This is a genomic window from Imtechella halotolerans, from assembly GCF_028743515.2.
GTDB lineage: Bacteria > Bacteroidota > Bacteroidia > Flavobacteriales > Flavobacteriaceae > Imtechella > Imtechella halotolerans.
In genome coordinates, this window is sequence record NZ_CP117969.2 from 3,048,467 (window position 1) to 3,062,291 (window position 13,825).

At 36.6% G+C, this 13,825-nt stretch carries 10 protein-coding genes; 6 read left to right on the forward strand and 4 right to left on the reverse strand.

Annotation, left to right across the window (positions count from 1 at the left end):
* Positions 1-17: 17 nt before the first annotated feature.
* The 4 genes from porL (at position 18) to PT603_RS13490 (ending at position 4,298) form a co-directional block, all read left to right on the forward strand.
* Positions 18-680 carry a type IX secretion system motor protein PorL/GldL gene (porL, locus tag PT603_RS13475; protein WP_008237828.1) on the forward strand — a complete coding sequence of 221 codons (663 nt, stop codon included), beginning with the start codon at positions 18-20 and terminating at the stop codon, positions 678-680.
* Positions 681-716: 36 nt separating this feature from the next.
* Complete coding sequence (gene porM, locus PT603_RS13480; RefSeq protein ID WP_008237829.1) at positions 717-2,276, forward strand: type IX secretion system motor protein PorM/GldM; 1,560 nt, start codon at positions 717-719, stop codon at positions 2,274-2,276.
* Positions 2,277-2,295: 19 nt separating this feature from the next.
* Complete coding sequence (porN, locus tag PT603_RS13485) at positions 2,296-3,186, forward strand: type IX secretion system ring subunit PorN/GldN (protein ID WP_008237830.1); 891 nt, start codon at positions 2,296-2,298, stop codon at positions 3,184-3,186.
* 62 nt (positions 3,187-3,248) lie between these two features.
* On the forward strand, positions 3,249-4,298 hold the full coding sequence (locus tag PT603_RS13490; protein WP_008237831.1) for an NAD(P)/FAD-dependent oxidoreductase: 1,050 nt from the start codon (positions 3,249-3,251) through the stop codon (positions 4,296-4,298).
* Here the strand turns inward: PT603_RS13490 and PT603_RS13495 are convergent.
* The gene (locus PT603_RS13495; protein WP_008237832.1) at positions 4,279-4,677 is read right to left on the reverse strand and encodes a DUF983 domain-containing protein; all 399 of its coding nucleotides are present in this window, start codon (positions 4,675-4,677) and stop codon (positions 4,279-4,281) included. The two genes, PT603_RS13490 and PT603_RS13495, sit on opposite strands and share 20 nt — an antisense overlap.
* A gap of 66 nt (positions 4,678-4,743) precedes the next feature.
* On the opposite strand from PT603_RS13495, the gene PT603_RS13500 reads away from it, so the two are divergent.
* Positions 4,744-6,654 (forward strand): ABC-F family ATP-binding cassette domain-containing protein, encoded by a 1,911-nt coding sequence (locus PT603_RS13500; RefSeq protein ID WP_008237833.1) that lies wholly within the window; start codon positions 4,744-4,746, stop codon positions 6,652-6,654.
* Here the strand turns inward: PT603_RS13500 and PT603_RS13505 are convergent, their stop codons facing one another.
* From PT603_RS13505 to PT603_RS13515, 3 genes are read right to left on the reverse strand one after another with little or no spacing between them, the layout of a single operon-like run.
* Positions 6,655-7,971: a TolC family protein gene (locus PT603_RS13505; RefSeq protein WP_008237834.1), complete on the reverse strand. Its 1,317-nt coding sequence runs from the start codon at positions 7,969-7,971 to the stop codon at positions 6,655-6,657.
* Between the two features lie 15 nt (positions 7,972-7,986).
* The gene (locus PT603_RS13510) at positions 7,987-11,082 is read right to left on the reverse strand and encodes an efflux RND transporter permease subunit (protein WP_008237835.1); all 3,096 of its coding nucleotides are present in this window, start codon (positions 11,080-11,082) and stop codon (positions 7,987-7,989) included.
* An 11-nt stretch (positions 11,083-11,093) separates the two neighbouring features.
* Positions 11,094-12,155 carry an efflux RND transporter periplasmic adaptor subunit gene (locus PT603_RS13515; protein ID WP_040488607.1) on the reverse strand — a complete coding sequence of 354 codons (1,062 nt, stop codon included), beginning with the start codon at positions 12,153-12,155 and terminating at the stop codon, positions 11,094-11,096.
* A gap of 215 nt (positions 12,156-12,370) precedes the next feature.
* Between PT603_RS13515 and PT603_RS13520 the strand changes: the two genes are divergently transcribed.
* Complete coding sequence (locus tag PT603_RS13520) at positions 12,371-13,825, forward strand: SGNH/GDSL hydrolase family protein (protein WP_008237837.1); 1,455 nt, start codon at positions 12,371-12,373, stop codon at positions 13,823-13,825.

The following is a 13,825-nucleotide window of genomic DNA, read 5'->3' on the forward strand; positions in this document are numbered from 1 at the left end:
CATTAACTTAATTTATTATGGCACAATCAAAATCAACTAAGAAACTATTTAACATGGCTTATGGCCTTGGGGCTTCTATTGTAATCTTAGGGGCGCTTTTTAAAATTCTTCACTGGGAACTAAACCTAGGAGCATTTACGTTAGGGGGAGGAACCTTATTAGCCATAGGACTTATTACAGAAGCTATCATTTTTGCTATCTCTGCCTTTGAGCCTGTTGATGACGATTTGGACTGGGCGTTAGTATATCCAGAATTAAAAGGAGGTGAGGCTACTGCTCGTAAAGCAAAAAATGTATCAAATGAGGATGTCGAAGGTTTGTTGTCTAAAAAATTAGACGATATTTTGAAGGAAGCTAAAATTGATTCAGCATTGATGAGTTCTCTAGGCGAAAGCATTGAGAATTTTGCTGGAGCCGCTAAAGGAATTGCTCCAACCGCTGATGCTATGAATTCTACAAAAAGATATAGTGAGGAACTTTCGTTGGCTGCTGCACAAATGGAATCTCTAAATAGCTTGTATAAGGTACAATTAGAAAGTGCTAATCGTCAAGCATCCATACAGGAGGAAGTAGCAAATAATGCAGGTAAGCTAAAAGAGCAAATGGAATCTTTAACCAGTAATTTGTCTTCATTGAATAGTGTTTATGGTGGCATGTTGTCTGCGATGAACCGTAATTAAGTCTTGCAACAATAACCAACTTAAAAACAATTTACTATGGCAGGAGGAAATTTATCGCCGCGTCAGAAGATGATCAACTTGATGTATCTTGTGTTCATCGCTATGTTGGCGCTTAATATGAGTAAAGAAGTATTATCGGCCTTTGGATTGATGAATGAAAAGATTGAGTCATCAAATACTAAAGCCAACACAAATAATGCTAATATTTTTGCAGCACTTGAGCTAAAGGCTTCAGAGCAGCCAGACAAATTTGGTGAGCCACTTAATAAAGCTAAAGCTGTAAAGCAGCTTTCAGATGATTATTATAGTTATTTGGAAACACTAAAGAATAGAATGACCGAAAAGTTAAGTGATAAGTCTGACTATGAGGTTATGGATAAAGCTGATTTTCTTGATCAAACCTTTTTTAAGGGAGGAAATTATTCTACCGAAGGAAAAGAATTTGTTGATAAAATCAATGCGTATAGAGAGGGTGTTTTAACCATCCTTGGTGAAGGTAATCCTGAAGTTAAAGAAGCTGTTAAAACTAGGTTTAATACTGGAGATAATGGTAAGGTTAAAAACAGAGATGGTCGCCCGGTAGATTGGTTAAATTATCATTTTGAAGGATTTCCTTTGATTGCATCTTTAACTAAGATTACGCAAATGCAAGCGGAGGTGAAGTCAACAGAAGAGGATGTATTCAATGCCATGTTCCAAGGGCAATTGAAGTCTGAAATTTCCATGACTAACTATACCACCTTATTGGAGCAAACTAAAGGAGCTTATTATCAAGGTGAAAGATTCGATGGATCAATAGTTTTAGGAAGAAAGGATAACTCAACTAAGCCTAATGAAGTAGAACTTTTCCTTGATGGACGTAAATTATCGGCCAGTGAATATGAAATAACCGAAGGAAAAGTTAAATTGAATGTGGGTGCAGGGAATGCAGGTGATCACAAAATTACAGGTAATCTATATTTTGATCAGGATGGCGAACGTCTTCCTGTTGAAGTAAGCCAAACATTCTCAACTATACCTAAGCCAAACGCTGCTGTAATTTCAGCAGATAAAATGAATGTGGTGTACCGAGGTGTTGCCAACCCAATTACTATCTCAATGCCTGGTGTTCCGGATAATAAAGTAAATGCGTCAGCTCCAGGATTATCAAGATCTGGAGGAAGTAAGTACGTTATGAATCCAGGTACCGGAAGAGAAGTAACTATTAATGTAACAGGGGAAATAGATGGTAAAAAGTATCCATCTAGTCAGACCTTCCGTATTAAAGATATTCCACGTCCAACTGGTACAGTTAGTAGCCAATCTGGAGAGGTTCGTTTACCACGTGCTAACTTAGAGATTGCAACTATTAGTGCAATGCTTGAGGATTTTGATTTTGATTTGAAATTGAGTGTTCGTTCTTTTAAAATTTCTGTACCTGGTCAACCTAGTGTTCAGGTGACTGGAAGTAAGATGAATTCAAGCGCCATTAATGCTATTAAACGTGCTAAACGTGGCGATATAGTGCAAATTTTTGATATTGAAGCTTCTATTATAGGAAACACTTCATATAGATTGAAGAAGGTTGCCCCTGTAGTGGTAGAAATAACAAACTAAACGATTATACATGCGTATTATGAACTGGAGAGTAGTAATAGTAGCCGTTGTTTCCGCTTTTGTTTCTCAAGAAATCGCGGCCCAGGCCAACATTCTCAATGCAAAAAAGCCGGAAGAAATAGGGTTGCGTACCGAAGCACAAAAAGCTGCTGATAATGATAAACCGCTACCTTATGGCTATGTAGATGACAGAGACATCCTCTGGTCCAAAACTGTTTGGGAAGTGATTGATCTTAATGAGCGTATTAATTTTCCACTCTTGTATCCAATCGATACGATTGATATGAGTTCAGACCGTCGTTCTTTATACGATGTGCTTCTTAAGAACTTTAAAGATGGAACGCTTAAAGACGTATATGTAGATTCTTATTTTACTGAAAGACGCAGTTTTGATGACTTGAGAGCTACACTTTCAAAAATAGATACGCTTGATGCTGGATACGATCAAATTAATGCAGGTGAAGAAGTTTCTCCCGAATTTATTGTTCGTAGGGATTTGACTGCAGCTGACATTGCACAGTATCGAATCAAAGGAATTTGGTATTTTGACATTCGTCAAGGCGAACTAAAGTACCGTCTTCTAGGAATTGCTCCAGTGGCACCTGATGTTAATTTCATAGACAATGATGAACCTGCCTTGGTTGAATTGTTTTGGGTTTGGTTCCCAGGAGCTAGAGATATTCTTCATGAGGCTAAAGCGTTTAATAATCGCAATTCCGCTATGCCTATATCCTTTGATCATTTGTTAAATTCACGTCGTTTTAATGCAATGATTTATAAAGAGGATAATGTGTATGGTGATAGAATGGTAGAAGATTATGTTCATGATAATGCATTATTTCTTCTCCTAGAATCTAATCGTATACGCGAAAGTATTCGTGATAGAGAACAGGATATGTGGAGTTATTAATAATAATATACTCATTATAAAAAAACGCTTCGGGAAACCGAAGCGTTTTTTACTTTTGCATTATGGTAGATTATCTCATTGTAGGAGCCGGATTGGCAGGTATAGGATTAGCACATACGCTACGGTCTAAAGGACGATCATTTGTGGTCATTGATGATGGTTCACAAAAATCTTCATCTGTGGCAGGTGGAATGTATAACCCAGTTATTTTGAAGAGGTTTACGCCGGTGTGGCAAGCTGATGCTCAGTTGGCCAAGCTAGCACCTTTTTATGCCGATATGGAGGATTTTTTAGGTTGTTCACTTAATTTTCCATTGCCAGTTTATCGCATATTTTCTTCAGTGGAGGAACAGAATAATTGGTTTTCAGCTACTGATAATCCGTTACTTCAACCGTATATGTCCTCTAATATTAGGAAGAACTCTTATACAACCATTAATGCTCCCTATGGATTTGGTGAAGTACTTCATGCTGGTAGAGTAGATTTTGGGAAGGCACAACAAGATTATAAACGGAGACTAAAGGAAGAGGGGTTGTTCTATGAGGAGACTTTTGATTATACGGCGATAACGTCTGATGTTGATGGAGTAACATATAAAAACATTCGTGCAAAGCATTTAGTGTTTTGTGAGGGTTATGGGCTAAAAAATAATCCCTTTTTTAATTATTTGCCATTACGAGGTACAAAAGGGCAGGTGCTTATTATTCGATCGGAAGAATTGAATGTAAATGAAGTGATTAAATCGGGAGCTTTTATCATTCCTTTGGGGGATAACATGTATAAGATAGGTGCTACCTATGAACAGGATGATAAAACTCAAAATGTTACTGAAGAGGCTAAAAATGAGTTGTTGAGGAAATTAAAGAATTTTATGAATTGTTCATTTGAATTGATATCTCAGGAAGCCGGAATTCGACCTACTGTAAGTGATAGAAGGCCATTAGTAGGTGCGCACCCTGAGTATAATAATATTTATATCATTAACGGTTTAGGCTCAAGAGGTGTAATGATAGCTCCTTATGTAGCGGAACAACTTTACCAATTCATTGAAGCGAAAGAGCCCTTAGAGGCCGCAATTTCTATTGATCGATTTAAGCGTTATTATTCTTAAGGTTGGGCCAATTTGGATTGTATTTAATGAAAAAGTTGATCCAAATATTACGGCTTAATCTCATGATGACAGGCATAAATATAACTAGGGTAGCAACTATGACTATAAAGGATGTTGATAAGGTTGTTCCTAGAAATAAGAAAGAAATGATAAATGCTGCGACTGCAAATGCAACCCCTACAGCGTAGCTTACGTACATTGCACCATAAAAGAATGATGGTTCCATTCTGTATTTAAGACCACAATGTGAACAATTTTCATTTACTTCAAGTGTTTTTGAAAATTGGTAGGCATTAGTTGAGGTATACATTGATTCCTGGTGACATCTAGGGCAAGTTCCTGTTAAAATACTGTAGAGTTTGGTTCCTTTTTTTAACATTTGTAAATTCTTTTTACAAAAATACAAGTTTAGCACTGAGAAGTGCGTAACCTAAGTAACAAAAACATGTTGAACATACATAATTTATCGGTTTCATTTGGAGGTACTTTTTTATTTGAGGAAGTAACTTTTAGACTTAATGCAGGAGACCGTGTTGGTTTGGTAGGAAAAAATGGAGCTGGGAAATCTACCATGCTTAAATTGCTATCAAAAGAAGTGGAGCCTGATACGGGAGTAATAGCTTCTGATAAAGAAGTTCGTATTGGATTTTTAAAACAAGATATTGATTTTGTTCAAGGAAGGACTGTTTTAGAAGAGGCCTATGAAGCATTTGAAGAAATAAGAATATTAGAGCGGAACATTAACGAGATTAATCATCAATTGGCATCACGAACGGACTATGAGAGTGAGGGCTATCATGATCTTATGGTTTCTCTAAATGATATAACTCATAGGTATGAAATATTAGGAGGTTATAACTATCAAGGAAATACAGAACGTGTACTGCAAGGATTAGGGTTTCAACGTGAAGATTTTCAAAAGCTTACAGACACCTTTTCTGGTGGATGGCGTATGAGGATTGAGCTGGCTAAGTTATTACTTCAAGATAATGATGTGCTATTGCTTGATGAGCCTACCAACCACCTAGATATTGAATCTATTATTTGGCTTGAACAATTTTTAAAAAATTATTCGGGTGTGGTAGTCATTGTGTCCCACGATAAAATGTTTTTAGATAATGTAACTAATCGCACCATTGAGATTTCGTTAGGGAAGATTTATGACTATAATAAACCATATTCGCAATACTTATTATTGAGAGAGGAATTGAGAGGACAACAATTGGCTGCTCAAAAGAACCAAGAAAAACAGATTCAGCAAACAGAGAGACTCATTGAAAAGTTTAGAGCCAAAGCCTCTAAAGCTTCAATGGCTCAATCCCTGATTAAAAAACTTGATAAGATTGATCGCATTGAGGTAGATGAGGATGATAACAGCGTAATGAGTATTCAGTTTCCTGTATCAATTCAACCTGGTAAGGTGGTAGTAGAAATTGAGAAGGCTTCAAAGAATTATGGAAGTAAACATGTACTTGAACATATTGATCTATTGATAGAAAGAGGCACTAAAACGGCTTTTGTTGGTCAAAATGGACAAGGGAAAACAACTCTTGCCAAAATGATTGTAGGAGAAATTCCCTTTGAGGGGCAAATTAAATTGGGACATAACGTCCAATTAGGATATTTTGCTCAAAATCAAGCGGATTATCTGGATGGAGAAATTAGTATTTTAGAAACCATGGTTAATGCTGCTAATGAGCGCAATAGGTCTAAAGTGCGAGATATTTTGGGATCATTTCTATTTAGAGGTGATGATGTAGAAAAAAAAGTTAAAGTTCTTTCGGGAGGTGAGCGGAATAGATTGGCATTGGCTAAATTGTTATTACAGCCCTTTAATGTGTTAGTAATGGATGAGCCTACGAACCATTTAGATATCAAATCTAAAAATGTTCTTAAACAGGCCTTACATAATTTTGAAGGGACCTTAATTCTGGTCTCCCACGATCGTGATTTTCTTCAAGGCCTTACCAATAAGGTGTATGAATTTAAGAATAAACAGATCAAGGAATATTTAGGGGATATTAATTTCTATCTTGAGGAACGGAATGTTCAGCATATGCGTGAAATTGAGATGAAGGATGAAATTTCTGTGGTCAAGGAGAAAACTGTTGGGAAAGACCAGCTCTCCTATGAACAACAGAAAAAACAAAAATCTTTACAGAATAAACTTAGTAAGGTAGAGTCACAAATAGCGACCCTTGAAAAGGAAATTGCGGAGATTGATGTAGAAATGGCTATTAATTACGAAGCCGTAATAGCTCAACCTAATTTCTTTGACACCTATCAAAAGAAAAAGGATACGTTAGAAGCTCTAATGTTTGATTGGGAATCGATACATGAGGAATTGGAAGGGTAGTTACTCAAGAGAGAGACTTCCTGCCAATTCCTTTAATGCGATTTCTGATAATTTAGCTAAGTATTGTGCATTGCTATAGCGTACTTTGGCATTGACATAGTTGAGTTGAGCAGCTCTAAATTCAATGGTTGTAATGGTTCCGATTCTGAATTTTTCTAGTGTAATGTCCAGATTCTCCTTGGCAATAGTTTCATTTTTAGCTTCTAAAGTAATTAACTCGAGGTTGGTTAAATAGGTTTGGTAGGCACTCGCTAACTGTGCTTGTAAAAGCTGTGTTAATTGAGCCACTTCTAGCTCACTTTTTTCAACTTCTAAGGAAGCAATCTTTTCATTTTTGTTTTGTAAAAAACCATTGAAAATTGGCAGGGATGCTGAAAACCCATAGTTGTATCCTTGTGATTCACTTTGAGTGGCAAAACCAAAGGGAGATTTAGAATTACTAAAATTGTAACCTGTATTGACTTGAACAAGCGGAAGTCTATTGGCCTTGACTTGTTTTAATTGAAGTTCTTGTATACGTTTTTGAATGAGTTGTGATTGTAATTGCGGATTTTGAGTTGCTGCAAGTGTCTGTAAATTTTTTAAGTTCAAGTTTTGGGCTACCGTTATAATTGTATAAACATCAAAGTCAGTGGTAACCTCACGCGCAAGGAGTTCGTTTAATTGTACTTTAGTATTGTTGTAAATTTCTAATTGTCTAAGATGCGATGTAATGTCAGTATTTAGGTCTACTTCAGCATTTAAAACTTCCAATTTAGAAGCCTTCCCTATAGTATATCTATTTTTGGCTGTTTCAAGACGTTGTTTAGAAATTTCAATAGTACTATCAAGTGCAGTAAGTTGTTGTTTTTGTTGTACTAAATCATAATACACAGAAAAGACACTACTTACTTTGGTAAGTATAGTTCTTTTTAATTCCGTCTGGCTAAGATTCTCTAATTCTTTTAGTTGATCATGCCGAGCAAACATTCTTAGGCCATCAAATATAGTCCAGTTTAAACTTATCCCATAACTTAAGTTAGAGTTCCTAGCACCGTCAAGTTTTCGTTCATCTCCGTTTGCTTGGGTTTGAACAATGTCTACAACAGTATTATTATTAGTCATGGTTCCATTTATTGAGGGGAGTATTCCGGCGTTAGCTAGGCTATTGTTTTTCTCACTGATTGCAACAGAATTGGAGGCAATTTTAATGTCAAAATTGTTTTCCATGGCAATAGTAACCGCTTCTTGAATTGTCAATAATTCTTGGCCATGATGTTCATTACTATACAATAAGGCAATAATTAAAAGAGCGATATGGTATAAAGTGTGTTTCATTAATTTTTTCATTTTCTAGGCGGTTTCACGTTCAAAGGACTCAATTTCTTTTAGTTGTTCTTGTGTACGTCGTTTTCTAGACCACATTTGATAAATGGCAGGTATAATATACAGGGTAAGAATTAGTGAAAAAACTGTTCCTCCTACAATGACAATACCCATCCCCATACGACTTTTGGAAGCAGCGCCCAGTGATACCGCAATTGGCATTGCACCTAAGGCAAGCGTTAAACTTGTCATTAAAATTGGACGTAGTCGGGACTCCGAAGCTTTAATGATGGCTTCATATTTTGAAAGACCTTGTTCTCTAAGTTGATTGGCAAATTCAACAATTAGAATTCCATTTTTGGTAACTAAACCTATAAGCATTACAGTTCCTATTTGACTAAAAATATTCCAAGTTTGACCAAATAACCAAAGGGAGAATAGTGCACCCGCTACTGCCATTGGTACTGTAAGAATAATTATAAAGGGATCTACAAAACTTTCGAATTGTGCTGCTAAAATCAAAAAGACCAACAGTAAGGCAAGTCCGAATGCGAACATGGTATTTGAACTACTTTCCGCAAAATCTCTTGATTCTCCGCCAAGGTCAGTAGTGAAAGTTTCGTCAAGCACTTTTTCACGAATACGTTCCATGGCTTCAATTCCATCTCCAATGCTTTTTCCAGGAGCTAATCCTGCTGAAATGGTAGCTGCCATATAACGGTTATTGTGATAAAGCTGTGGTGGACTACTTTTTTCTTCAATGGTAACTACATTATCAAGCTGTATGAGTCTACCTTCGGTATTCTTAACAAAAATAGAAGTTAAGTCCATTGGTTTGTTTCTATCTTTTTTGTCGAATTGACCTATAACTTGATATTGCTTTCCATTCATCATAAAATACCCGAATCGTTGTCCACTTAAGGACAGCTGTAGAGTTTGGGCAATATCAATGACTGAAACTCCCATACTTTGAGCTTTATCTCGATCAATGGTAACATAAATTTCTGGTTTGTTGAATTTGAGGTTTACATCAGAAATAGAAAAAGTAGGGTCCTGAGATACTTCATCCATGAATAAAGGGATTTTTTCCTCTAACTTTTCAAAATTTTGAGCTTGAATGATGTATTGAACAGGAAGTCCGCCTCGACGATTCATAGATATAGTTGGCTGTTCTGATACAGATGTTCGTGCTGCTGTATAACCTCGGGTCCACTTACTTAGATCAGCAGCAATATCCGCTTGCGAGCGTTCACGGTCCGCAGGGTCTACTAAAGAAATTCTAGCAAAACCCCTATTCACTGAGGAGGCACCAAAACCTGGTGAAGTAACAATAAGACTCACCTTTTTTTCAGGTATGGAATCAGAAATTAACTGAGAAAGCTCCTGCATAAAACTATCCATATAATCATAGGTGGCGCCTTCTGGACCATTTACGTTAACCATAACCATACTACGGTCATCATAGGGTGCGGTCTCTTTTGGTAATATTTTATAGAAAAGGACAATAATACCTATACAAGCTATTAGGATTGGGAAACTAACCCATTTATGTTTCATGAACTTTTCCAATGAATTGGCATACCCTTTATTTAATCCTTCAAAAAACGGTTCAGTGAGTTGGTAAAAACGGGAGCGTTTTTGCTTGCCAGAACGCATTAAGTACGCATTGAGCATTGGGGTAAGTGTAAGGGAGACAAATGCTGAAATAAGCACTGCAGCGCCAATCACAACACCAAATTCCCTAAATAATTGACCTACAAAACCATCTAAGAATATGATTGGAAGAAAAACAGCTGCTAGCGTGACTGAGATAGAAATAATAGCAAAGAAAATTTCATTAGTACCTTTTATTGCTGCCTCTATTGGGGACATACCTTCTTCTACTTTTTTATAAATATTTTCTGTTACCACAATACCATCATCAACCACAAGTCCCGTAGCTAGTACGATGGCAAGTAGGGTAAGAACATTGATTGAAAAGCCAAAAAGGTACATTATAAAAAATGTCGCTATTAAGGAAACAGGAATATCTATTAATGGACGGAAAGCTATAGCCCAATTTCTAAAAAAGAAATAAATTACTAGTGTAACCAGAATAAGGGCAATCACAAGTGTTTCGGCTACTTCTAAGATAGCTTTTTTAACAAATTGAGTGCTGTCGATTACCACATTTAGGGTGAAATCTTCAGGAAGATCTTTTTTTAGCTTTTCAAATTGATCATAAAAAGAATCTGCAATATCAAGGTAATTAGAACCGGGTTGAGGAATAACAGCCATGGCTATCATCGTTTGTCCACTATCGCTTAAACGTGTCTCTAGATTTTCTGCTTCTAAACTAGCGCTCCCAACATCGGTGAAGCGAATAATTTTATCACCTTCCGCTTTAATAATAATTTGATTAAACTCCTCTTCAGTAGAGAGGTTACCTAAAGTTTTAACGGTAAGTTCTGTGTTTGATCCCGTAAGTTTCCCAGAGGGTAATTCTACATTTTGCCTGTTTAAAGCTGTACGGACATCTGCTACAGTAAGGCCATAAGCGGCTAATTTAACAGGATCAATCCAGAGGCGCATGGCGTATTTACGTTGTCCCCAAATTTGCACACTGCTTACTCCTGGAATACTTTGCAAACGCTGAGCCAAAACGTTATCTGCATAGTCGGTAAGCTCCATAACATTTTTGTTGTCACTTTGTACGGTCATGGAAATGATAGGAGAGGAGTCCGCATCTGCTTTTGAAACTACTGGGGGGGCATCGATATCTTGAGGTAAACTTCGAACCGCTTGTGATACCTTATCACGAACATCATTGGCGGCTTCTTCCAAGTTTTTATCTAAATTAAATTCGATAGAGATTGAACTTCGCCCTTGCGCACTAGTTGATGAAATATTTCTAATACCATCAATGGAATTAATAGCTTTTTCAAGAGGTTCTGTTATTTGGGATTCTATAATATCTGCATTGGCACCGGCATAGTTCGTTTGAACAGAAATTACGGCTGGATCAATAGAAGGAAACTCACGCACACCTAAATAGGTATATCCGATTATTCCAAAAAGGATAATTATAAGGTTCATCACAATGGTGAGTACCGGACGTTTTATACTTATGGTAGATAAACTCATTAGGTGATTTGTTAATTTGTGATTGATACTTTTACCGGCATCCCATCTTTAAGTGACATCATGCCAGATGTGATGACAGTATCGCCAGGCTTAAGACCTGAAGTAACTAAAATTTCAGCATCGGTTCGTGTACCTGTTTCTATAACAAGTTCTTTGGCAATGTTGTTTTCTACAATAAAAATCTTTTTACCATTTTGTATGGGTATAATAGCTTCAGTTGGAATGAAAATAGCATCGTTAAGATCCTCTAATTCCAAGGATATATTGGCAAAAGTACCAGGGATAAGTTTTCCTTCAAGATTTTGGGCTAGTGCTCTTAACTGCAAAGTACGCGTTGCTGCAGCTATTTCTGGTTCAATAGCATATACGCTAGCTGAAAAAATTTCAGATGATCCTGCAATCGTGAATTTTAAATCAGCATCAACCTTCATTTGATTTGCATATTTTTCAGGTATTGAAAATGTCAGCTTTACTTGTTTGCTATTCACTAATTTTGCAATAAGAGTTGCTGGAGTTATGTAGGCTCCAACCGAGATAGAGCGTAATCCAATTTTTCCTGAAAACGGAGCTACTATTTGAGTTTTTGAAATTTGAGCTTGTATTAGTTGAGTTTGCGCCTGTGCTGATTTATAATCAGCTAGAGCCATATCATATTCCTCTTGACTTATGGCTTCTTTTTGTAATAATAGTTGGGCGCGACGTTCGTTTTCTTTAGCTAGATTTTCCCGAGTTTTGGCCTGTATAAGTTGAGCTTTTAGCTCAATGTCATTAACTTTAACCAAAACTTGTCCTTTAGAAACAAGGCTTCCTTCTCGAAAGGAAATAGCTTGTACTACTCCGGAAACTTCACTTCGCAATTCCACTTGTTCGTTGGCTTCAATTGAACCCGATAGCGAAAGTTGGTTTGCAAAGGTTCGAGGTTTAGTTATGATCGCACTAACCGAAGCCAATGGGCGATTAGTAGGAACTTTTTCTGTAGCGGAATTACTTTCTAAGTTATTTATAACGCGGTAGGTGATAAGGGAAATTAACCCTAAAACCAATAGGGAAATAATTAGATGTTTCAGTCTCATGGTAAATTGGTTAGCAAATGTGTGTTCAAGCCTATGGGCCATAACAAATCTACTTTTTCTAATTAGAATTGTACTTTGTGTTAATGGTATTTTAACATTTTTTTATAGAAAAAGGGTGTTTAAAAACCTCATTTTTTAAATTTCAAAAGATAGAGAAGGTATTCAATAAATTTAGTAGTTTTAACTCCCCTAGCAATCTATTTGGAATTGAGCCGATGAACCCAAAAAAAATAAGTGTATTTGTATTCTTGGTATTAGCTGCTTTATTGGCACTCACCCTAGTAAGTCAATCAATAAATCAGCCCGGTGGTAAGACCGAGGAGGGATTTTCATTGGGATTTTCGATATTGAAATATCCTAAGTTGAGCAGTTTTATGCAGTCAAGTGATAAGGTTGAGCATAAAAAAGAAATAGATAGCATAGTTCAGAATATTCAAACTGCAGTAGTTGAAGAAATCCCAGAGAAGCCTGAAACTCCTAATTTTTCGGTAATTGATACTTCTAAGATTGTCCGAATAGATTATCCTGAAAATAAAGTAGCGTTTTTAGAGACATTAAGATCACAGTTTACGAGTGGTAATTGTCGAATTGTACATTATGGAGATTCTCAATTGGAGGGAGATCGTATATCTGCTTATGTGCGAAATCGTTTGCAAGGCCTCTATGGGGGGACAGGACCAGGATTTATCCCTGTAGAGCAAGTATATGAACACATAAGTGCAATTGTCACTCCTTCAGCCAATTGGTTACGATATGCAGCTTTCGACCCTACTCAAAGAAGGTTAGAACATCGAAAATATGGAATTTATACTTCCTTATCTCGCTTTACTCCACATCGTTATGAAAAAGACTCTTTAGTTCCACCCAACTTGGAGGTACAAAAGGCTACTATACGGATTGAACCATCTTCGCGTCTATATGGGAGACTTGCCAAGTATACCAGGGTTGGGCTACATTATGGAGAGTGTCTGTCACCTACACGTATTAACGTATATCAAGATGGTGCTTTAATCAAATCAGATTCTTTAATAACAGATGGACGTTATCATCAATATTTAATGCGTTTTTCAACCACTCCCAATGAGATAGTTATTGAATTGGAAGGGAAAGTTAGTCCTGATTTTTATGGCATAACGTTAGATGGTGATGGAGGAGTTTCTCTGGATAATGTTGCAATGAGAGGAGCTTCAGGAACAATTTTTGTCAGTCAAAATAGTCAGGTTTTTTCTCAAATGTCTTCTGTGTTGAATCCTGACATATTTATTTTTCAATATGGAGGGAATACAGTACCCTATTTAAAGGATAAAAAAGGAGTTGAAAATTATACTCGATATATGTTGTCGAATATTAATTGGGTTCGTAGACACAATCCTAAGGCTACTATACTTTTTATAGGTCCTGCAGATATGTCTACCTCAATGAATGGTGCAATGGTCACATATCCACTGTTGCCTTATCTCAATGAAAAACTTCGAGAGATGTGTTTAAAAAATAATATTGCTTATTGGAGTATGTATGAGGCAATGGGAGGAGAAAATTCGATGCCTTATTGGGTTGACCAAAAATTAGCCAGCACGGATTACACACACTTTAGTTCTGGCGGAACACGTATCATATCAGAGTTGTTTTTTACAGCTCTTCAACTTGATTTAAAAGATAATTTGAACTAA